Source organism: Paeniglutamicibacter sp. (assembly GCF_046714615.1).
GTDB lineage: Bacteria > Actinomycetota > Actinomycetes > Actinomycetales > Micrococcaceae > Paeniglutamicibacter.
In genome coordinates, this window is sequence record NZ_JBKKAP010000154.1 from 24,789 (window position 1) to 45,275 (window position 20,487).

Consider the following 20,487-nt stretch of genomic DNA (forward strand, 5'->3'; position numbering starts at 1 on the left):
CGAAGGCTAGTTCAAGACCGTGTTTTCGACCTTCCACGCCGTCAGGCGCGGGTACACCCAGAACGAATAGATGCCCAGGGTGATGAGGCACAGCAGGAACCACTTCACCCACAACCCGAAGATTCCCCACCCGGCGCCGACGAACTGGAGCGGCCTGCCCAGCAGGAAGGTGTTTTTGGCCCGCCAGCGCTCCACCAGCACCACCGCAAACGGGTAGCAGATCCCCAGCGTAAAGATGGTGATGGCCATGCCCAGCAATTGCGTGCCGAACCACGTTGCCGCTCCCCCGCGGAATTCGAATATCGATGTACCGGGCGGGAAGTTCCCCAGCGCCGCTACACCCGTTCCGGATTGGTTGTTTCCGCTGACCTGCATGCTCATGATGGTTCTCCCCCTGGTACCGAACGGGTGGCCGGCGATGAGCCGGTCATCCGCGCCTGTCCCTTGGAGCCTAACCAGGCACGACCACGTTTTGCCGCCACCCGCCGCCGAACGCCTTAAGGAGCGGTGCCAAGGGTGTCGATCCGCTGGATCACCGGTCGGGGCTCAACATCCGCGCCCCGACCGGGATGCCGGCTCAGGCGCGGGCTCGGGCCGGCTCGTCCGCGGCTCGCGAGACGGCGACCATTTCCGCCCGCTCGACGACCTTGATGCGTTCCCGCGGCACGGGACCATCGTGGGTGGGCGCCGGGGCCGCGGCCGCGCCGAGGGCCTGTTCGTGGGCATCCAGTGCCAGCCAGCCTTCCCAGCTGGTGTAGGCAACACCCTTGGCATCCAGCAGGCCGGGCACCGCATCCGGGGCGGGGTCCGAGGCCGGCGGCAACCCGGCGAGGTCATTGAGCAGGTGGGCGATGGTTTCGGCGGCATCCGACTTGGTGTGGCCGATGAGCCCGACCGGGCCGCGCTTGATCCAGCCGGTGGCGTAGAGGCCGGGCACCTGGGTGCCGGCGCCGTCGAGGACCTTGCCCCCGTCGTTGGGGATGGTGCCGGTGCGGCCGTCGTATTCGACGTCCTGCAGCGCGGAGCCGAAGTAGCCGACGGCGCGGTAGACGGCCTGGAGCGGGTAGTCGACGATCTCCCCGGTCCCGCGCGCGTTGCCGGTCCCGTCCAGCTCCTGGCGCTCGAACTTCATGCCGGTGACCTTGTCGTCTTCCCCGGTGATCTCGAGCGGGGAATGCAGGAAGTGCAGGTGCAGCCGGCGGCTGGCGCGCTGGCCCGTCTCGCCGGCGGCCCCGCGCTCCTCGCGATCCTCCTGCTCGATCAGCCAGTTGGTGAGGGTGCCGACCATGGTCTTGGTCTGGTTGTTGGACTTGATCGCCGCGTCCGAGGCCTCGTCGAACTCGAAGTCCTCGGGGTAAAGCACGATGTCGACATCGCGGCTGTGGGACAGCTCGCGCAGCTCCAGCGGGGTGAACTTGACCTGGGCCGGGCCGCGGCGGCCAAAGACGTGCACGTCGGTGACCGGGGAGGAGCGCAGCCCCTCGTACACGTTCTCCGGGATCTCGGTGACCAGCAGGTCCTCGGCGTGCTTGGAGAGCACCCGGGCGACGTCCAGGGCCACGTTGCCGTTGCCGATGACCGCGATTTCGGTGGCCTGCAGCGGCCAGGCCCGCGGCACGTCCGGGTGTCCGTCGTACCAGGAAACGAAGTCGGCGGCCCCGTGGGAACCTTCCAGCTCGATGCCGGGGATGTTCAGATCGGCATCGTTGATGGCGCCGGTGGCGAAGATGACCGCGTCGTAGTGCTCGCGCAGCTCCGACAGAGACAGGTCGGTGCCGTATTCGACATTGCCGAAGAAGCGGATGTCCCCGCGGTCAAGCACCTTGTGCAGCGCCTTGACGATGCCCTTGATGCGCGGGTGGTCGGGGGCGACGCCGTAGCGGATCAGCCCGTAGGGCGCCGGGTAGCGGTCGAAGAGGTCGATGGCGACCTCGAAGCCGCGCTCGGCCTTGGTGAGGATGTCCGCGGCATAGACGCCGGCCGGGCCGGCGCCGATGATGGCGACGCGCAGCGGGCGTGCGGCGAAGGCGGCCGGGGTCGCGGCGGGAGCGCCTGCGGGGGCGGGCGTGTTCTTCTCGGTCATGGGGGTTCTCCTGGGGTCCAACGGGTTTGATGGTGTTTTCGGGGGGCGTCGGATCAGCCGACAGGCAGCGGCTGCCTGGTCTGTGCCGGGTGCGCAGGCGCGAGCCGGCCGACGGCGTGGGGGCTGAGCCGCACCACATCGCCGATGACGACCACGGCGGGGTTCGACACCCCGATGGCCTCGGCGGTGGCCGCGATGGAATCGAGCCGGTCGATGGTGACCCGCTGTTCGGGGGTCCACCCGCGCTCGATGACCGCCACCGGGGTGTCCGCGGGCAAACCGCGCCCCAGCAGCGTGGCGGTGTTGCGGCCCAGCCGGGCGACCCCCATCAGCAGGACGAGGGTGTGGTCCGCGCGTGCCGGAAGTTCCGTCAGTTCGTCGTGCCCGGTGGCCATCGAGAATCCGGCGGCGACGCCCCGGTGGGTGACGGGGATCCCGGCTGCAGCCGGGACGGAGACCGCACTGGTCACCCCCGGCACGACCTCGACGGCGACGCCGTTCTCGCGGCAGTGTGCAGCCTCCTCGCCGCCGCGGCCCAGCACGAACGGGTCCCCGCCCTTGAGCCGGACCACCCGGTTCCCGGCCCGCGCCTCACGCACCAGCACCGCGTTGATCTCGTCCTGGGAGGCCAGGTGGTCCCCCGGGGCCTTGCCGACCTCAATGATGCGCACGGACGGGTCAAGCTCCGAAAGCAGGTCGCGCGGGCCGAGCCGGTCGGCGACCACGACGTCGGCGGCGGCCAGCAGCCGGCGCCCCTTCACGGTGATCAGCCCGGGATCCCCCGGACCTCCCCCGACCAGGGCCACGGAGCCGGTGCCGGAGCGGTGGCGGCGCAGCGGCAGGAGTCCGGTGTCGGCCGCCAGGGCGATGGCGTTGCGCAGCCCGGCGGCCCGGCGGGGGTCCCCGCCGGCGGTGACGGCGACGGTGATCCCGTCCCCGGTCCGGGCGACGGCGGGGGTCCAGGCGCTCGAGGCGGCGTGGTCCGAGGCGTTGACGCACCAGATCCGCAGCTCTTCCGCGTCGGCGGCCACCCGCGCGTCCAGCGCCAGGTCCCCGGTGGCGGTGTGGGCCAGCCACATGCCCTCCAGGTCCCCGGGCACGTAGCCGCGGCGCAGCCAGAGAAGCTGCCCGGAGTCGGCTGCCGCGGCGATTCCCGCCACGGCAGCGGGGGCGATCACGGTGACCAGGGCGCCGGCGTCGAGCAGCTGGTTGACCCGGCGCTCGGCCACGGCTCCGGCGCCGACGCAGAGCACTGCCTTGCCGGAAAGGCGCAGCGCCAGCGGGTGGATGGGTGCCTCGCGGCGTGCGGTTGACTGGCTCATGCTCGGCTCCTGCCGGTAGTGGAAGGTCGTGGGTGTGTGGCGCGGGTTCGGCGACGTCGGCGGGGTCCGCGGGGTCGGCGGGCGGTTCATCGGGTTGCTCCGGGGGCCAGGCCGCGGCGGCGCAGCAGCCTGCGCTCCAGCGGGGCGAAGACCAGCAGTTCGACGGCGATGCCGACGGCAAGGATGGCCATGATCGCGGAGACGACCACCGCCATCTGCGACAGGTCGCGGCCTTGTTGCAGCAGCGACCCCAGGCCGAAGCCGATGGACCCGCCGACGGCGATGATCTCCGCGGCCATCAGCGAGCGCCAGGAGAACGCCCAGCCCTGCTTGAGTCCGGCCAGGTAGCCGGGCAGGGCCGCGGGCAGCACGATGCGCAGCAGTTGCTGGGTGCGGCTGGCCCCCAACACGGTGCCGAGCCGGCGGTATTGCGGCGGGACGGTATCCACGCCGGAGAGGAATCCATTGACGATCGAGGGCGTTGCACCCATCAGCACCACGAAGAAGACGGTGGCGTCGGTGAGGCCGAACCAGATGATGGCGGCCGGCACCCAGGCGACACTGGGGAGCACCTGCAGGCCCGAGACCAGCGGGCCGAGGCCGCGGCGCAGGGTCGCGGAGGCCGAGAGCAAGAGTCCCAGCGGCGTGCCGATGGCCAGGGCCAGCAGGAAGCCGAGCACCCCGCGCTGCAGCGAGGTGAACACCGCTTCGGCCAGCCGTCCGTCGGCAGCAAGTTCCGCGGCGGTGCCCAGCACCTCGAGCGGGCCGGGGAAAAGGTCCGCGCGCGGCGAACCGAACCAGGCGGCCAGTTGCCACAGGCTCAGCAGGCCCGCGAGGGTGCCCAGCGGCAGCAGGATCCGGCCGACCGGCGGCCGGGAGGTGGCCGGGGTGTCCTGCAACCTGTCCAGGCCGGCCTCGAGTTCGCCCAGGCTGTCCGGGTGCTCCGGGTTGTCCGGGTCCTCGATGTCATCGGCCGGAGCCGGGTCTCCGGCGCAGGCGGTGATGCGTTCGCGGGCGATGGCGGTCGCGGTCGCGGAAGTGATACTAGTGGGCATGGTGGCGGATCTCCTCGCGTAGCCTCTGCGTGATGTCCCGGGTCAGGGCGGCCTGCGCGGCCGGATCGGTGCGCACGTGCTCGGCGATCTCCCACTGGGCGGCGACCCGTCCGGGGCGCGAGGAGAGCAGCAGGACCCGCTGGCCCAGCCGCACGGCCTCGCGGACGTTGTGGGTCACGAACACCACGGTGCGCCGGTGGGCGCGCCAGATCCGCTCGAGTTCCTCGTGCAAAAGGTCCCGGGTGATCGCATCCAGGGCGGCGAACGGCTCGTCCATCAGCAGCACCGGACGGTCCTGGCCCAGGGCCCGGGCCAGCGAGGCGCGCTGGCGCATGCCCCCGGAGAGCTCGTGCGGGCGCTTGGCGCCGGCATCGCCCAGGTGAACCAGCTTCAGCAGCTCATTGGCGCGCCTGGCGCGTGCGGCGCGCGGGACCCCGCGCAGTTCCAGGGCGAGTTCGATGTTGGCCCTGGCGGTGAGCCAGGGCAGCAGCGCCGCGTCCTGGAACATGAATGCGGCCCCGCCGGCAGGGACGCTCACGGAACCTGCACTCGGCGGCTCCAGCCCGGCGATGACGTTCAGCAGCGTGGACTTGCCGCACCCCGAGGCCCCCAGGACCGCCACGAACTCGCCGTCGGCGATCGTGGTGGTGATCGAGGAGAGCACCGGTCCGGCGCCGTAGTCCTTGGACAGGTTCTCGATGACGATGCTCATGCCGCTGCCCCCTGGGTCCCGGTGGAACGTGCGGCGCGTGCCCGCTGAAGGAACGCGGTGTCGACCAGCCCGTCCAGGCTCGCCGGTTCGGCAAGCCCCGCGGCAACGGCGTGCTCCAGCAGGCGCGGGTAGGCACCTGCCAGCGGGTCGGCGGTGAAGTCAAGATTGCCCAGCGCGCGTTGCAGCACTGCAGGGGCCAGGGCGGCGCCGGCGCTCTCGGCGAGCCGGGCGTTCAGCGTCTCCAGCACGTCGGCGCGCTTGGCGGTGTTGATCCAGTCAAGCGCGGCAAGATGGCCGCGCAGCAGGGCGTCGACGGTTTCCGGATGGCGCGCTGCGAAGGCCGGGGACACGGCGAGCACCGTGGTCGGGAACAGCCCCGGCGCTCCGGTCGCCGCCCCGTCCCACAGCTCGGCCTCGTCGATGAGCACCTTCGCGCCGGCCTCCAGCACCAGCCGGGAGGCCCACGGTTCGGGCAGCCAGGCCCCGTCGATGGCCCCGGATCGGAAGAGTTCCAGAGTCTGGGCGTTGGCCGTCGGGGTGATGGACACCTCCCCGCCGCGCAAGTCGGTCCGCAGTCCCTGGGTGGAAAGCCAGGTCCGCAGCGCGACGTCCTGGGTGCCGCCGAGCTGCGGGGTGGCCAGGGTTCTGCCGCGCAGCGCCGCGGCGTTGGCGATACCGGCCCGGACCACCAGCTGGGCACCTCCCGCAGCTGCCCCTGCCAGCACGCGCAACCCCTGCCCGCCGCTGGAGGCGAACGCGGCGATCGCCGGGTTCGGTCCCAGGTAGGCAGCATCGATGGCCCCTGCGTTCAGCGCCTCGACGGCTGCAGGTCCGGCACCGAACACGCTGGTGGCCAGCTGCGTCCCCGATCCACCAAGCTCCCGGGCGAAGAGCCCCCGGGCGGTGCCGACCAGCGCCGGCGCGTGGGTCAGGTTGGCGAAGAAACCCAGCCGCAGCGTGCCCGCGGGCCCGGCGGCGGCGTTCCCCGCAGCCCCGGGCCGCGGCACCGCGGTGGTGGCTGCGGCACCAAGCACCAGCAGGCCCAGCAGCCCGGTGCCGCCGGCGAGCAGGGCCCGCCGGCCGGGGCCGCGGCGCGGTCCCTCGGCGGTGTACCGGATGGTGTCCATGGCGCGGGTGTCCTTCTCTGTCGGTGTGGTGCGGGATCGGGGTGGTCGAAGTGCGGGGTGGCGGCCGGGGTGCGGAGGCTAGCCCGCGGTGGCTGGCCTCTCGCCAACCAGCCCGGCGGCCAGCGTGTTGCCGTCCTGCGGGTCGATGACCAGGAACGCCCCGGTGCGGTGGTGGTGCGCGTAGGGCTCGGTGGGCAGTTCGCTGGCCAGCCGCAGTGTCACCGTGCCGATGTCGTTCAGTTCCAGCCCGTCGGCGGGAAGCAGCCCGAAGTCCTCCAGGTCCAGCCGGCCCTCGATGGCGGCGACCTTCGCGCGCACCGTCGCGGTCCCGTGCTTGATCAGCACGGTTGCGCCGGGGTGCAGCGTTTTCGGCGAAAGCCAGCACAGCTGGGCGTAGAGGTCCGCCGAGGAGTCCGGCAGGGTGCCTGTGCCGGCGATGGTGTCCCCGCGGGCGATGTCCAGCTCGTCGGCAAGCCGCAGCGCCACCGAGGCCGGCGCCGCGGCGGAAGCCAGCGCAACCCCCGCTGCGTCGATCCCCACGATGGTGGTCTCCCGGCGCGGCTGCCCCGGAGTGGCGATGGTGACGGCGTCCCCCACGGCGATGGAGCCCGCGGCGATGGAGCCGGCGTAGGCGCGGTAGTCGCGGAAGACCGCGGCGTCCAGCCCCGGGGCCAGCGCGCCCTGCGGGCGCAGCACCAGCTGGACCGGGAAGCGGAAGGCCTCGGCCACGGTGTCCTGCTCGTCGCGGGTGGGCAGGGATTCGAGCAGTCCCAGCAGCGTGTCCCCGGTGTACCAGGGGGTGTGTGCGGAGCGCTCCACCACGTTGTCCCCCACCAGGGCGGAGACCGGCAGGGTGTGCGGGGCCGGCAGCCCCAGCCCGGCGGCGACCCGTGCCACGTCGGCGGCGATGTCGGCAAAGCGTTCGCCGTCGTAGTCGATCAGGTCGATCTTGTTCACCGCAATGACCACGTTGGGCACGCGCAGCAGGCCGATGACGCCCAGGTGGCGGCGGGTCTGCTCGAGCACCCCCTTGCGGGCGTCGATGAGCACGATGGCCGCGTCCGCGGTGGAGGCGCCGGTGACGGTGTTGCGCGTGTACTGCACGTGTCCGGGGCAGTCGGCGAGCACGAAGGAGCGCTCACCGGTGGAGAAGTAGCGGTAGGCCACGTCGATGGTGATGCCCTGTTCGCGTTCGGCGCGCAGTCCGTCGGTGAGCAGCGCCAGGTCCAGGGTGCCGTCCCCGCCGCCGAAGCCGCTGGCGGCGGAGGTCCGGGCCAGGGTCTCCAGGGTGTCGGCGAGGACCACCTTGGCGTCGTGCAGCAGCCGGCCGACGAGCGTCGACTTGCCGTCGTCGACCGAGCCGGCGGTGGCGAAGCGGAAGAGCCCGCGTCGACCGAGCCGGGGTGCGTCGGTATCCAAGGTGGTGTCCAATGCAGTGTCCAGGTTCGTGGTGCTCATCTTAGAAATACCCGTCCTTCTTGCGGTCTTCCATGGCCGCCTCGGAGATGCGGTCGTCCGCGCGGGTGGCCCCGCGTTCGGTGATGGTGGTGGTGGCCACCTCGCGGATAACGTCCGCGGTCGTAAACGCGTTGGAGAGCACCGCACCGGTGCAGGACATGTCCCCCACGGTGCGGTAACGCACCGTGCGGCGCTGCGTGGGAACGCCAATGCCCGGCCGGCTGAATTCGCCCACCGCCCGCCACATCCCGGAGTGCTCAAAGACCTCGCGCTCGTGGGCGTAGTAGAGGGAGGGAAGGGCGATGTCTTCGCGTTCGATGTAGCGCCAGATGTCCAGTTCGGTCCAGTTGCTGATGGGGAAGGCCCGCACATGCTGTCCCGGGGTGTGGCGCCCGTTGTACAGGTTCCACAGTTCGGGACGCTGGTTGCGCGGATCCCACTGGCCGAACTCGTCGCGCAGCGAGAGGATGCGTTCCTTGGCCCGCGCCTTGTCCTCGTCGCGGCGTCCGCCGCCAAAGAGCACATCAAACTTGTTGGCGGCGATGGCGTCGAGCAGCGGGGTGGTCTGCAGCGGGTTGCGGGTCCCGTCGGCGCGCTCGGTGAGCCGGCCATCGTCGATGTAATCCTGCACCCGTGCCACCTCCAGGCGCAGCCCCAGCTCCTGGACAGTCTGGTCCCGGAAGGCAATGACCTCATCGAAGTTGTGTCCGGTGTCCACGTGCAGCACCGGGAAGGGGACGACCCCGGGCCAGAAGGCCTTGGTGGCCAGGTGCAGCATCACCACCGAGTCCTTGCCGCCGGAGAAGAGCATGGCGGGGCGTTCGAACTCGGCGACGACTTCGCGCAGGATGTGGATGGATTCCGCCTCCAACGCGTCGAGCACGTCGGTGGCCGGCGCGGTGGTCCCCGGCGGGATGATCCCCGGTGCTGTGGTGCTCATCTCTGGCTCCTTGGAAGGTGGGAAGTGGTAGGGGGTGCGGGCGAGGGTCATTGGTGGATGCCGCATTCGGTCTTGGCGACCCCGGCCCAGCGCCCGGCGCGCGGGTCTTCGCCCTCGGCCACCGGCTGGGTGCAGGGGGCGCAGCCGATCGACGGGTAGCCGTTGGAGAGCAGCAGGTTCACCGGGACGCTGTTGGCCGCGGCGTGGCCGATCAACTCATCGAAGCTCCACCCGGCCAGCGGGTTGACCTTGATCAGCGAGTGCGCCGCATCCCAGGTGATCAGCGGGGTGTTGGTGCGGGTGGGTGCCTCTTCCCGGCGGACCCCGGTGAACCAGAGCCGGTAACCGGCAAGTGCCTTGGCCAGCGGCTCCATCTTGCGCAGCCTGCAGCAGGTTGCAGGGTCGCGCTCGTGGAGCCTGGGCCCGAACTCGGCGTCCTGCTCCGCAACGGTGCGCAACGGGAGGACGTCGATGATCCGCACGTCCAGGGAAGCAGCGACCTCGTTGCGGGTCGCGTGGGTTTCGGCGAAGTGGTAGCCGGTCTCCAGGAAGAGCACGTCGACCCCGGGCAGTTGCTCGGCGACGACCGCCGGCAGCACCGCGTCGGCCATCGAGCAGGCGACTGCTACCTCGGCGGTGGAGAAGTTGCGTTTCACCCAGGCGATGACCTCGGTGGCGGAGGCGTCGAAGCCCAGTTCGGCGGCGCCTGCCTCGGCCAGCGCCCGGTCGGCGGCAATCGGGTCGGCGGTCTTTAGATCGGCGGCCCTCATACAACGTCCTCATCCGCGGCGCGGTGTGACCAGGTGGCGAAGGATTCGCCGTCCTGGGAACCGGCCGAGTAGTTTTCCAGTACTCGTTCGATGTAGTCGGGCAGCTGGTCTGCGGTGACCTTGAGTCCGCGCACGGTGCGGCCCAGCCCCGCCTCCCCGCGTTCGGTGGAGGCAAGTCCCCCGCCCAGGTGGACCTGGAAGCCGGGGGTCTGCCCGCCGTTCCCGTCGGGCAGCAGTTGGCCCTTGAGCCCGATGTCGGCGGTCTGAATGCGGGCGCAGGAGTTGGGGCAGCCGTTCACGTGCAGGCTCAGTGCCGCGGGCAGCCGCACCGCCGATTTGGCGGCGAAGCGTGCTTCGAGTTCGGCCACCGCCGCGATGGTGGTGTCCTTGGTGTCAACGATCGCCAGCTTGCAGAATTCGATGCCGGTGCAGGCAATCGCGGAGCGGCGGAAGATCGAGGGAGCCGTGGCCAGGCCCAGGGCATCAAGCTCTGCGGCGGCGGCGGCCACCGATTCACCCGGGATATCCAGGGCCAGCAGCTTCTGGTGCGGGGTGGTGCGCAAGCGCTTGGAGCCGTGGCGCTCCAGCAGGTCCGCCAGTTCCAGCAGCAGCGTGCCGGAGAGCCGGCCGGCGTTCGGGCTGGCGCCGATGTAGAAGCGTCCGTCCTTCTGCTCGTGGATTCCCACGTGGTCCCCCGGCGTGGTGGGGGCATCCGGCACCGGTCCGTCGGGCAGGGCATATCCCAGGTACTCGGTTTCCAGCACTTCGCGGAAGCGCGCCGGTCCCCAGTCGGCCATCAGGAACTTCAGCCGCGCCTTGTTGCGCAAACGCCGGTACCCGTAGTCGCGGAAGATCGAGATGACACCCAGCCACACATCCGCGGCGATCTCGGGGCGGATAAAGGCGCCAAGCCGCTCGGCCAGTCGGGCGTTGGTTGACAGTCCGCCGCCGACCCATAGGTCATAACCGGGTCCGAGCTCGGGGTGAATGGCGGCGATGAGCGCGATGTCGTTGATCTCGTGGACCACGTCCTGGGACGGGTGACCGGAGATGGCTGTCTTGAATTTGCGCGGCAGGTTCGCCAGTTCGGGATCCCCGATGAAGCGCTCACGGATCTCGGCGATGACCGGGGTCGGGTCCAGGATCTCGTCCTTCGCGATGCCGGCCACGGGGGAACCGAGGATGACACGGGGCACGTCGCCGCAGGCCTCGGTGGTGTCCAGGCCCACGGCCTCGAGCCGGCGCCAGATTTCCGGCACGTCCACCACATCGATCCAGTGCAGCTGGATGTTCTGTCGGTCAGTCACATCGGCGGTGTCCCGGGCAAAGTCCCGGGAGATCTGCCCGATGGTGCGCAGCTGTTCGGTGGAAAGGGTGCCGCCGTCGATGCGCACCCGGAGCATGAAGTAGCGGTCCTCGAGCTCGTGCGGTTCCAGGGTGGCGGTGCGCCCGCCGTCGATGCCTGGCTTGCGCTGGGTGTAAAGACCCCACCAGCGGAAGCGGCCGTGCAGGTCGTTGGGGTCGATGGAGTCGAACCCGCCCTGGGCGTAGACGTTTTCGATGCGCTCGCGCACGTTCAGCCCATTGTCGTCCGCCTTGAACGCCTCATTGGCGTTCAGCGGCTCGGTGCCGTCGATCTTCCACTGTCCGTGCGGCTTGCTCGCCGGGCGGGCGGGCCGGGTGCGTTCCGGGGTGTCGGTTGCCTGTGTCATGGCTACGACACTAGGGCCGGTCGGCGGCGTCCCGCCAACGCCGCCGACCTACCGCGTCATGCCGTAACCCGGCGACCTATTCGGTGTCGGAAGAGCCCTGGGCGAGGGCCTCGGCAAGTCTTCCGGCGACACATTTCGCGATTGTGACGCTCGGAAGCAGCGCCGCCGTAACATAGTCGGCCCCGGCGCCGGCCAGCCTGTCGTGGAAGAATCCGGGCGCCAGCAGGAAGGAAGCGATGCCCACCCGCCGCGCCCCGGCGGCGCGCAAGGCGGCCACCGCATCGGGCACCGACGGCGCGGCAGCCGAGCAATACGCCACGGCGACCTCCAGGCCCAGCTCCTCGGCAAGGGCCGCGGCCATCCGGGCTGCCTGCTGCTGCCCGACCTCGATGCGGGTGCCTGCAGCGGCGAGCACCACGGCGTCCACGGGTTGGTGGCCGGCCTGGGCCAGCCGCTTGGCCAGCACCGTGGCCATCCGGGGGTCCGGGCCCAGCGGCGCACTGGTTCGGGTGTGCGCCCGGGTGGCCACCGCGTTGGCGATGTCCACCGAGGTGTGGAAGCCCTCCGAGAGCAGCAGGGGCGCCACGATGGCGTCCTCTCCGGGCGGCAGTGCGGCGAGCACGGCCTCCAGCCGGGGGTCCTGCACGTCGACATAGGCCTCGTGGATCACCGCGTCGATCCCGTCGGCGGCAAGCACCGCGGCCAGGTCCGCGCGCAGCCCGTTCACGAGCCGGCGCCCCTCGGGATTGTCGGTGCCGTGGGCACAGGCCACCACGTGCAGCCGCCGCGGCCCGGTGCCCGCGGCGGGGCCGCTCACGCCTGGCCGCGGATCAGCTTGTGGGCAGCGGCCTGTGCCACCGGGCGGACGACGATCTCGTCCAGGTTCACGTGGTGCGGGGCGTTGACGGCGTAGGAGACGATGTCTGCCACGTCCTCGGCCCTCAGCGGCTTGGCCACCCCGGCGTAGGCCTTCCGGGCCTTCTCGCGGTCCCCGCCCATCCGGCGCAGGGCAAATTCCTCGGTGTGCACCAGGCCGGGCAGCACCTCGATGACCCGCACGTTGTGCTCGACCTCCTCCAGTCGCAGCGCCTGGGTGAGCGCGCGCTGCGCTGCCTTGGCCGCGTTGTAGCCCGAACCGCCCTCGTAGCTGACCAGCCCGGCGGTCGAGGTCAGGTTGAGCACGGTTCCCTCGCCGTGGGCGCGCAGCATCGGCAGGAACGCGCGGGTCATCTTCATGGTGCCCATGACGTTGGCTTGGAGCATGAAGTCCCAGTCCTCGTTCTTGGCCTCGGCCAGGTAGTCGGCGCCGCGGGCTCCGCCGGCGATGTTGATGAGCGTGTCGATGCCGCCGCCGGCCGTCACCGCGGCAAGCAGCCCGGCGACCTGGGCGTCGTCGGTCACGTCCGCGGGAACGGGCACAGCACCGGTTTCCTCGGCGAGCGCCGCAAGCCGCTCGGCGCGGCGGGCAACTGCGTAGACCTTCCACCCGGCGGCGGTCAGGGCGCGTACGGTGGCTTCCCCGATGCCGCTGGAGGCCCCGGTGACGACGGCTGCGTGCTGGATGACTGGATTCTGTGATGACATGACCAAAGCCTATCCAGCGCGGCGGCCGGTCCCCAAGCGCAATGTCGTTCCGTGGCACCCGGGGGAAGCCTCAGGCCCCGGGCCCCGTCCCGTTCAAGCTCGCCTGTTGCGCCTCTCGCAGGAAGTCCAGAAGCACGACGGCGTGGTTGTGCACGGTGTCGCGGGCGGCGTAGAGCAGCACCACGTCCTGATGCTCGCTCGCGATCCCCAGCAGGCGTTGGGCCCCTTCGGCGGCGGAGCCCAGTTCCAGCTCGTGGCGGTAGTGGTCGGTGAACTCCGTGAACCGCTCTGCCTTGTGGCTGAATGCGACGCGCAGGGCGGTCGAGGGTGCAACGTCCTTGGCCCAGTCATCGAGCGCCGCCCGCTCCTTGCTGAGTCCGCGTGGCCACAGGCGGTCAACCAGGATCCGATAGCCGCCATCGGCGGGCTCGTAGGCGCGCAACAATCGAAAGGTACCCATGGCTACAGCGTATGGCGGGCGGGGTGAATCGTCCACGACGGCGCCAAATGCGCGGATTCCCGCCGCGGCGGCGACATACTGGAAGCACTTGCCCGGCCCGCATGCATTCAGAGAGGAACGACCCCGACCCATGAACAGCACCGACCCGACATCAGTGTCCCCCGCCGACTGGTGGCGTCAGGCCGCCGTCTACCAGATCTATCCGCGCAGCTTCGCCGATGCAACGGGTGACGGGCTCGGCGACCTGCCCGGGGTGACATCGCGCATGGGCTACCTCGCGGGGTTGGGCATCGACGCAATCTGGCTCTCCCCGTTCTACCCCTCGGCCCTGGCCGACGGCGGGTACGACGTGGACGACTACCGCAATGTGGACCCGCGCCTGGGCACCCTGGACGACTTTGACGCCATGGTCGCTGCCGTCCATGCGGCAAACATCAAGGTCATCGCCTACGTGGTGCCAAACCACTCCTCGAACCGCCACGAATGGTTCACCGCTGCCCTCGCTGCGGCACCGGGCTCGCCCGAACGGGCCCGCTACCACTTCCTTGACGGGCTGGGCGAAAACGGCGAGCTGCCGCCCTCGGACTGGCCATCGCACTTTGGCGGACCGGCCTGGACCCGCATCAAAGAAACCACCGGGGAAAACGCCGGGGCGCCGGGCCAGTGGTACCTGCACCTTTTCGCCTCCGAGCAGCCGGACTTGAACTGGGACAACCCGGAGGTTCGCGAGGACTTCCACACCACGTTGCGCTTCTGGGCGGACCGCGGCGTGGATGGTTTCCGCGTCGACGTTGCCCACGCACTGGTCAAGGACATGGCTCCTCCACTGCGTTCCAAGCCCTCGCTGGAGATCCTGGTCGATGACGGCACCGACGTGCTCTTTGACCGCGACGAGGTCCACGAGATCTACGCCGGCTGGCGCTCGGTGCTCAACGAATACGACCCGCCGCGCATTGCCGTGGCCGAGGCCTGGGTGCCCTTCACCGACCGCCGCCTGCGCTATGCCCGGCCCACCGGGCTGGGGCAGGCCTTCAACTTCGACCTGCTGCAGGCGCCCTTTTCCGCCGCCGCATTCCGCGACATCGTGGCGCGGTGCCTGGAGGAAGCCGAAGCCTCGGGCGCATCGTCCACCTGGGTGTTCTCCAACCACGACGTGGTGCGCCATGCCTCGCGCTACTCCCTGCCCGACGGGACCGACGCGGCTGCCCAGGATGCGTGGCTGCTCTCCGGCGGCAAGGAACCCGCAGCCGATCCGGCACGAGGGCTGCGCCGGGCCCGGGCCGCAACACTGTTCATGCTGGGCCTGCCGGGCTCCGCCTACCTCTACCAGGGCGAGGAACTTGGACTCTTTGAGGACGCGGACCTTCCCCTGGACTCGCTGCAGGATCCCACGTGGTTCCGCACCGGCAACAAGATCAAGGGCCGCGACGGCTGCCGCGTGCCATTGCCCTGGAATGCTCAGGAAGAGCACTTCGGTTTCGGCGGCTCGCCGTGGCTGCCCCAGCCCGGGTGGTTTGCCGACCACGCTGTCAGCGCCCAGGACGGGGTGAAGGACTCCACCCTGGAGTTCTACCGAAGCGCCCTGGCATGGCGTCGCAAGCTGCAAACCACCGAGTCCCTGCACTGGGTTTCGCCGCCCGATGCCACGTTGGCGCACTACCGCCGGCCCAACGGCTGGGAGGTGCTGACCAACTTCGGCACCGACCCGCTCGGGCTGCCGAGAACCATCGACCCCTCAAGGATCGTGCTTGCCAGCGGCGGGCCCGCCGGACCGGTGGTGCACATCGAGAGCGAAACCACGCTCTGGATCGCCCCCTGAGCGTCCACTGGGTATCCTGCCCCCCACTGCGGGGGCAGGATGCCGCGGCCGTCACAGTGCCATGAATGGGGCAACCGCGCCCAGACATGGAAGAATGGGAACCATGGCAGAAGACACCTTGGGCACAGACACGCCCGTCATCGTTTCCGTTCCGGACAAGCCCGCTCTTGAGGGCCTGGAGGAACGCCTTGGCGCCCGCTGGCGCGAACAAGGCACCTACAAATTCAACGCAGAGACCACGCGCGAGCAGGTCTACTCGATCGATACTCCCCCGCCGACGGCCTCTGGCTCGCTGCACGTGGGACACATGTTCTCCTACACGCAGACCGACGTACTGGCCCGCTACCAGCGCATGCGCGGCAAGAACGTGTTCTACCCGATGGGCTGGGACGACAACGGCCTGCCCACCGAGCGCCGCGTGCAGAATTACTACGGCGTGCGCTGCGACCCGACGTACTCCTACGTCGAGGGCTACCGCCCCCCGGCGACCCCGGCGAAGAACCAGCGCGACTGGGACGTCGTGAGCCGCAAGAACTTCATCGAGCTGTGCGAGGAACTGGCGGTGGAGGATGAGAAGGTCTTCGAGCACCTCTTCTCCACCCTGGGCCTGTCGGTCGACTGGGACCTGACCTACCGCACCATCGACGACACCTCGCGTGCCGTCTCGCAGCGCGGCTTCCTGGCCAACCTGAACGCCGGTGATGCGTACATGGCAGAGGCCCCCACGCTGTGGGACGTCACCTTCCGCACCGCGGTGGCACAGGCCGAGCTCGAGGACCGGGAAATGCCCGGCGCCTACTACCGCTACCCGTTCACCGCCGAGGACGGCACCCAGGTCTTCATCGAGACCACTCGTCCCGAGCTGCTGGCAGCCTGCGCCGGCCTGGTGGCGAACCCGGACGACGAGCGCTACAAGCCGCTCTTCGGCAAGACCGTCACCTCCCCGCTCTTCGACGTTCCCGTGACCGTCTACCCGCACGCGCTGGCCAAGATGGACAAGGGCTCTGGCATCGCCATGGTCTGCACCTTCGGCGACCTGAACGACGTGACCTGGTGGCGCGAACTGCAGCTGCCCACCCGCGCCATCATCGGCCGCGACGGCCGCGTCATCGCCGAGACCCCGGAGTGGATCACCACCGAGGCCGGGGCCGGGGCCTACGCGCAGATCGCCGGCAAGACGGTGTTCTCCGCCAAGGAGGGCGTCGTTGAGCTGCTCATCGCCGCCGACCTGCTCGACGGCGAGCCGAAGAAGATCAGCCACCCGGTGAACTTCTTCGAAAAGGGCGACAAGCCCCTGGAGATCGTTTCCTCCCGCCAGTGGTACATCCGCAATGGCGGGCGCGACGAGGAACGCCGGACCCGCCTGATCAAGCGCGGCGAGCAGATCGAGTTCCACCCCGCGTTCATGCGCTCGCGCTACGAGAACTGGATCTCCGGCCTGAACGGCGACTGGCTGGTCTCCCGCCAGCGCTTCTTCGGCGTGCCGGTGCCCGTCTGGTACCCGCTGGATGCTGCAGGGGAACCCGACTACGAGAACCCGATCCTGCCCACCGACGAGATGCTGCCGGTCGACCCGGCCGCGGATGTCGCTCCGGGCTACCAGGAAAGCCAGCGCAACGAGGCCGGCGGCTTCGTGGGCGATGCCGATGTGCTCGACACCTGGGCGACCAGCTCGCTGACCCCGCAGATTGTTGGCCGCTGGTCCCGCGACGAGGACTTCTTCAACAAGGTCTTCCCGTTTGACCTGCGCCCGCAGGGCCACGACATCATCCGCACCTGGCTCTTCTCCTCCGCCGTGCGCGCCGACGCGCTGCACGATGTCGCCCCGTGGAAGCACGCGGCGATCTCCGGCTGGATCCTGGATCCGGACCGCAAGAAGATGTCCAAGTCCAAGGGCAACGTGGTTGTCCCCACGGACGTGCTCAACGACTTCGGTGCCGACGCTGTCCGTTACTGGGCCGCATCCGCCAAGCTCGGCGCCGACACGGCTTACGAGATTGCGCAGATGAAGATTGGCCGTCGCCTGGCCATCAAGCTGCTCAATGCCTCCAAGTTCGTGTTGAACCTTGGCGCAACCGAGGCCAACGTTGTCACGGGCGACACCGCCGTGCTGACCAACCCCTTGGACCGCGCCGTTCTGGCCCAGCTGGCAGAAGTTATCCGCGTCTCGACGGCAGCCTTTGAGAAGTACGATTACGCCCGCGCGCTGCAGCTCACCGAGAGCTTCTTCTGGCACTTCACGGACGATTACGTTGAGCTCATCAAGGACCGCGCCTATGGTGCCAGCGGCGAGGAAGGCCAGGCTTCCGTGCTGGCCGCCCTGGCCACAACGCTGGATTCCCTGCTGCGCTTGTTCGCACCGTTCCTGCCGTTCGCGACGGAGGAAGTGTGGAGCTGGTGGCGCACCGGTTCGGTGCACCGTGCGCCGTGGCCTTCCGCGGTTGCCGTGGACGACGGCGACACCACCTTGCTCGCGACGGTCGGGGACGCTTTGAGCGGCATCCGTAAGGCCAAGTCCGAGGCCAAGGTCAAGCAACGCACCCAGGTCATCTCCGCGACGGTCACCGCCGGCGAGGTTCAGGCCGCACAGCTGACGGCCGGTTTGGGTGACCTCAGGGCCGCGGCGAACGCCCTGGAGCTCACGGTCGCCGTGGGCGACGGCGAACTCACCGTGTCCGACGTCGAGCTTGCGCCGGCTGAGGAGCCAGCACAGGCCTAGCATCCTCCAACTGGCCCGCAGTAGTGGCTGAAAAATCCCGATTTCGCGGTGTTTTTCGACCACTACTGCGGGTCAGTTGTTTAAGCGGGAGCGGGTGAGTTTCTTCAGGCCCTTTTTGGGCGGCACCCGCACCGGCTCGGGCCAGCGGGGGGTCAAGGAATCGCCAAGAGTGGTGCCGCGGAGCTTTCTGGCAAACATGGGCAGCACCCACTCGGTAACCCATACATGGTGTTCCCGCGCCCACTGTTTTGCCGTGGTGGCGGGTGCCCGGTGTTTTGTCTTGTGCGTGATGCCGTGCGGTACTTCCAGGATGTCCAGCAACCTTGCGGCAAGGTATTTGTGCCCCGCCTTGGACATGTGGAGCCGGTCTGGCCCCCACATACGGGAGTTCGCGTAGACGGAGAAACTGGCGTAATCCACCAGGACAGCGCCGTACTTCGCGGCGATAAGCCGAACGCCGTCGTTGTAGGCATGGTTTTTGCGGCGCAACGGGCTCAGGATGGGCGAGACCTCCACGTCATAACCGGTGAACAGGACAAGCGTTGCGCCGGTCTGCGCCAACCTGGCTACAAGGACTTCGTAGTCGGCAAGGATGTCAGCGATTTTTGTCCCAAAGTCCATGACATCGTTGCCGCCAGCATAGAGGGTGATGAGCGTGGGTTCCATGGCGACGGCAGGTTCCAGCTGCTCGGCAATGATGTGCCGCAGCCGCTTGCTGCGAATGGCCAGATTTGCGTACTCCCAGCCTGGACATTCGCTGGCCAGCCCCTCCGCAACCCTGTCGGCCCATCCCCGAACACCGTTGGGCCGGCGGTTACTGACATCGCCGACCCCTTCCGTGAATGAGTCTCCCAGGGCAATATAACGGCCCGGCGCCTGAACAATCACTGGATCCTAGACGGCGGCCCGTGATGTGGCGATGCTTCCCAGCCCAGCGCGCCCAATCCCGTGGTAGTCCCATCCGGCGGACTGCCAGGCGGCGGCGTCAAGGGCGTTGCGCCCGTCGAGGATCACTGGACGCTGAACCAGAGCGGCCGTCTGCGCGGGATCCAAGGTGGTGAATTCGGGCCACTGGGTCAGCAACAGCACCAGCTCGGCTCCTTGCAGCGCTACTGTCACATCTGGTTCAAAGGAAAGCTGTGGAAACTGCAGCCAAGCTGTGTCCGCTGCCTGGGGATCGCTGACGGTCACGTGTGCACCCTGCGACGCCAGCTGTGCTGCCACATCAAGCGCCGGCGAATCACGAATATCATCCGTGTGCGGCTTGAACGAGGCACCAAGGACGGTGATGCGCCGTCCGGCCACCGAGCCGCCACAGAGCCGCACGGCTGTCTCTGCCGTGCGGTAGCGCGCGTCGGCATTGATGCCGTCCACGAGCGAGAACATTTCATCGAGGGAGTCGACGCCGTGACTCTGCGCCTGGGCCCGGAAGGACCTCAGATCCTTGGGCAGGCAGCCTCCCCCAAATCCAATCCCGGCGTGGAAATACTTGCCCCCAATGCGGTCATCGTGCCCCAATGCTTGGGCAAGCTGTACGACGTCGGCCCCCGCCTGCTCGCAAAACTCACCTACCGCGTTGATGTAGGAAAGCTTCAAAGCCAAAAACGCGTTCGCCGAAACCTTGATCAGTTCGGCCGTGGCAAAGTTGGTGACCACCTTCGGTGTCCCGCGTTCCAGCAGTGACGCGTAGACGGCGTCGAGCATGGCCCCGGCCTTGGCGCCCCGCTCACCCTCGGCAATTCCATAGACCAGCCTGTCGGGAACCAGCGAATCCTTGACGGCTGTTCCCTGCCGCAGGAATTCCGGATTCCACGCCAACACCGCTCCGGTTGCCGAGATCATCGATTCAACCACGCTGGCGGTTCCCACCGGCACGGTCGATTTCCCCACAACCAGGGCGTCGGAGTGCAGGTGGGGCAGCAGCGACTCAATGGCTGAACGAAGGAACGACAGGTCGGAATCGTTGGCCGTCTTGGATTGTGGGGTGCCGACGCATAGGAAATGCACCTCGGCCTCGGCTAGTTCCGCCGGGTCGGTGGTGAACGTGAGGTGACCGCGCTCGTGACCCTCCTTGAGTAATTCGGCCAGGCCAGGCTCATGGAAAGGTGCGGTGCCGTTGGACAGCTGCGCGATCCGTGCGGCATCCGTGTCGAGACCGATGACATCGTGGCCCATGTGCGCGAGAGTGACCGCATGCACGGTGCCAAGGTAGCCCGCGCCGATGACTGAAATTTTCATTTGATTCCTTTCAGGGCGGCCGGAAGCCGCGGGTGATCTGCAATGGCTTGGGTGTAGAGGTCCATCAGCTGCTCGCACACAACGTGCCAGCTGCGTCCCTGGACCTGTTGGAATGCCGCGTCGGAAAAGGCTGCGCGTTTGGCGTCGTCGCCGATGAGGTCCATGGCGTAGTCCCGCAATTGGTCCAGATTGCCCGGGGCGTAGAGCCAGCCCGTGCGGGACGAATCCACCAGATCCACGGGCCCGCCACGGCCGGTGGCCACCACGGGGACACCACTTGCCATGGCTTCCTGGATGGTCTGGCAAAAGGTCTCAAGTTCGCCCGGATGGACAAAAAGATCGAAGGAGGCCATGGCGGTACCCAGCTCGTCTCCGCCCAGAAATCCCGTGAAGTAGGCGTTCGGCAGGATTGACGCGAGGAACTCCCGTTGCGGTCCGTCGCCGACTATGACCAGCCGGGTGTCCGGGATGGACGCCAAGACGGCCAA

General features: G+C 68.9%; 18 protein-coding genes. 2 read left to right on the forward strand and 16 right to left on the reverse strand.

Going from position 1 to position 20,487, the window contains the following annotated elements; all coding sequences use genetic code 11:
• Window positions 1-6 precede the first annotated feature (6 nt).
• From ACLQ7E_RS18730 to ACLQ7E_RS18790, 13 genes are all read right to left on the reverse strand, one after another.
• Window positions 7-381 carry a DUF898 family protein gene (locus ACLQ7E_RS18730; RefSeq protein ID WP_411734089.1) on the reverse strand — a complete coding sequence of 125 codons (375 nt, stop codon included), beginning with the start codon at window positions 379-381 and terminating at the stop codon, window positions 7-9.
• A 196-nt stretch (window positions 382-577) separates the two neighbouring features.
• Window positions 578-2,083: an FAD-dependent oxidoreductase gene (locus ACLQ7E_RS18735; protein WP_411734090.1), complete on the reverse strand. Its 1,506-nt coding sequence runs from the start codon at window positions 2,081-2,083 to the stop codon at window positions 578-580.
• Between the two features lie 53 nt (window positions 2,084-2,136).
• Window positions 2,137-3,405, reverse strand: a complete 1,269-nt coding sequence (gene cobA, locus ACLQ7E_RS18740) for a uroporphyrinogen-III C-methyltransferase (protein ID WP_411734091.1) — start codon at window positions 3,403-3,405, stop codon at window positions 2,137-2,139.
• Between the two features lie 86 nt (window positions 3,406-3,491).
• Entirely contained in the window at window positions 3,492-4,460 is a 969-nt protein-coding gene (locus tag ACLQ7E_RS18745) for an ABC transporter permease (protein WP_411734092.1), read from the reverse strand.
• A complete protein-coding gene (locus tag ACLQ7E_RS18750) occupies window positions 4,450-5,172 on the reverse strand; it encodes an ABC transporter ATP-binding protein (RefSeq protein WP_411734093.1) in 723 nt (240 codons plus the stop codon). The genes ACLQ7E_RS18745 and ACLQ7E_RS18750 overlap by 11 nt, the downstream gene beginning before the upstream one ends.
• Complete coding sequence (locus ACLQ7E_RS18755) at window positions 5,169-6,299, reverse strand: ABC transporter substrate-binding protein (protein WP_411734094.1); 1,131 nt, start codon at window positions 6,297-6,299, stop codon at window positions 5,169-5,171. The genes ACLQ7E_RS18750 and ACLQ7E_RS18755 overlap by 4 nt, the downstream gene beginning before the upstream one ends.
• 78 nt (window positions 6,300-6,377) lie before the next feature.
• The gene (locus ACLQ7E_RS18760; RefSeq protein ID WP_411734095.1) at window positions 6,378-7,757 is read right to left on the reverse strand and encodes a sulfate adenylyltransferase subunit 1; all 1,380 of its coding nucleotides are present in this window, start codon (window positions 7,755-7,757) and stop codon (window positions 6,378-6,380) included.
• 1 nt (window position 7,758) lies between these two features.
• On the reverse strand, window positions 7,759-8,697 hold the full coding sequence (gene cysD / locus ACLQ7E_RS18765) for a sulfate adenylyltransferase subunit CysD (protein ID WP_411734096.1): 939 nt from the start codon (window positions 8,695-8,697) through the stop codon (window positions 7,759-7,761).
• 47 nt (window positions 8,698-8,744) lie between these two features.
• A complete protein-coding gene (locus ACLQ7E_RS18770) occupies window positions 8,745-9,467 on the reverse strand; it encodes a phosphoadenylyl-sulfate reductase (RefSeq protein WP_411734097.1) in 723 nt (240 codons plus the stop codon).
• Complete coding sequence (locus tag ACLQ7E_RS18775) at window positions 9,464-11,179, reverse strand: nitrite/sulfite reductase (RefSeq protein ID WP_411734098.1); 1,716 nt, start codon at window positions 11,177-11,179, stop codon at window positions 9,464-9,466. Before ACLQ7E_RS18775 ends, ACLQ7E_RS18770 begins: the two co-directional genes overlap by 4 nt.
• 76 nt (window positions 11,180-11,255) lie before the next feature.
• On the reverse strand, window positions 11,256-11,996 hold the full coding sequence (locus ACLQ7E_RS18780; protein ID WP_411734099.1) for a sirohydrochlorin chelatase: 741 nt from the start codon (window positions 11,994-11,996) through the stop codon (window positions 11,256-11,258).
• On the reverse strand, window positions 11,993-12,763 hold the full coding sequence (locus ACLQ7E_RS18785; RefSeq protein WP_411734100.1) for an SDR family oxidoreductase: 771 nt from the start codon (window positions 12,761-12,763) through the stop codon (window positions 11,993-11,995). The genes ACLQ7E_RS18780 and ACLQ7E_RS18785 overlap by 4 nt, the downstream gene beginning before the upstream one ends.
• A gap of 70 nt (window positions 12,764-12,833) precedes the next feature.
• Entirely contained in the window at window positions 12,834-13,223 is a 390-nt protein-coding gene (locus ACLQ7E_RS18790; RefSeq protein ID WP_411734101.1) for a DUF488 domain-containing protein, read from the reverse strand.
• Window positions 13,224-13,353: 130 nt separating this feature from the next.
• Here ACLQ7E_RS18790 and ACLQ7E_RS18795 point away from each other — a divergent pair, with 130 nt between their 5' ends.
• Both ACLQ7E_RS18795 and valS read left to right on the forward strand, forming a co-directional pair.
• On the forward strand, window positions 13,354-15,042 hold the full coding sequence (locus ACLQ7E_RS18795; RefSeq protein WP_411734102.1) for a glycoside hydrolase family 13 protein: 1,689 nt from the start codon (window positions 13,354-13,356) through the stop codon (window positions 15,040-15,042).
• 103 nt (window positions 15,043-15,145) lie between these two features.
• On the forward strand, window positions 15,146-17,761 hold the full coding sequence (valS, locus tag ACLQ7E_RS18800; protein ID WP_411734103.1) for a valine--tRNA ligase: 2,616 nt from the start codon (window positions 15,146-15,148) through the stop codon (window positions 17,759-17,761).
• Window positions 17,762-17,833: 72 nt separating this feature from the next.
• On the opposite strand, the gene ACLQ7E_RS18805 is transcribed toward valS, so the two are convergent.
• From ACLQ7E_RS18805 to ACLQ7E_RS18815, 3 genes are all read right to left on the reverse strand, one after another.
• A complete protein-coding gene (locus ACLQ7E_RS18805; RefSeq protein WP_411734104.1) occupies window positions 17,834-18,649 on the reverse strand; it encodes an SGNH/GDSL hydrolase family protein in 816 nt (271 codons plus the stop codon).
• Window positions 18,650-18,655: 6 nt separating this feature from the next.
• On the reverse strand, window positions 18,656-19,999 hold the full coding sequence (locus tag ACLQ7E_RS18810; protein WP_411734105.1) for a UDP-glucose dehydrogenase family protein: 1,344 nt from the start codon (window positions 19,997-19,999) through the stop codon (window positions 18,656-18,658).
• On the reverse strand, window positions 19,996-20,487 hold a 492-nt coding region (locus ACLQ7E_RS18815; protein WP_411734106.1), incomplete at its 5' end, for a glycosyltransferase. The genes ACLQ7E_RS18815 and ACLQ7E_RS18810, both read right to left, overlap by 4 nt.

Coding starts and splice junctions, on each gene's coding strand:
- ACLQ7E_RS18730 (WP_411734089.1), bottom strand. CDS start 381: ATGAGCATGCAGGTCAGCGGAAACAACCAATCCGGAACGGGTGTAGCG.
- ACLQ7E_RS18735 (WP_411734090.1), bottom strand. CDS start 2,083: ATGACCGAGAAGAACACGCCCGCCCCCGCAGGCGCTCCCGCCGCGACC.
- cobA (WP_411734091.1), bottom strand. CDS start 3,405: ATGAGCCAGTCAACCGCACGCCGCGAGGCACCCATCCACCCGCTGGCG.
- ACLQ7E_RS18745 (WP_411734092.1), bottom strand. CDS start 4,460: ATGCCCACTAGTATCACTTCCGCGACCGCGACCGCCATCGCCCGCGAA.
- ACLQ7E_RS18750 (WP_411734093.1), bottom strand. CDS start 5,172: ATGAGCATCGTCATCGAGAACCTGTCCAAGGACTACGGCGCCGGACCG.
- ACLQ7E_RS18755 (WP_411734094.1), bottom strand. CDS start 6,299: ATGGACACCATCCGGTACACCGCCGAGGGACCGCGCCGCGGCCCCGGC.
- ACLQ7E_RS18760 (WP_411734095.1), bottom strand. CDS start 7,757: ATGAGCACCACGAACCTGGACACTGCATTGGACACCACCTTGGATACC.
- cysD (WP_411734096.1), bottom strand. CDS start 8,697: ATGAGCACCACAGCACCGGGGATCATCCCGCCGGGGACCACCGCGCCG.
- ACLQ7E_RS18770 (WP_411734097.1), bottom strand. CDS start 9,467: ATGAGGGCCGCCGATCTAAAGACCGCCGACCCGATTGCCGCCGACCGG.
- ACLQ7E_RS18775 (WP_411734098.1), bottom strand. CDS start 11,179: ATGACACAGGCAACCGACACCCCGGAACGCACCCGGCCCGCCCGCCCG.
- ACLQ7E_RS18785 (WP_411734100.1), bottom strand. CDS start 12,763: ATGTCATCACAGAATCCAGTCATCCAGCACGCAGCCGTCGTCACCGGG.
- ACLQ7E_RS18790 (WP_411734101.1), bottom strand. CDS start 13,223: ATGGGTACCTTTCGATTGTTGCGCGCCTACGAGCCCGCCGATGGCGGC.
- ACLQ7E_RS18795 (WP_411734102.1), top strand. CDS start 13,354: ATGAACAGCACCGACCCGACATCAGTGTCCCCCGCCGACTGGTGGCGT.
- valS (WP_411734103.1), top strand. CDS start 15,146: ATGGCAGAAGACACCTTGGGCACAGACACGCCCGTCATCGTTTCCGTT.
- ACLQ7E_RS18810 (WP_411734105.1), bottom strand. CDS start 19,999: ATGAAAATTTCAGTCATCGGCGCGGGCTACCTTGGCACCGTGCATGCG.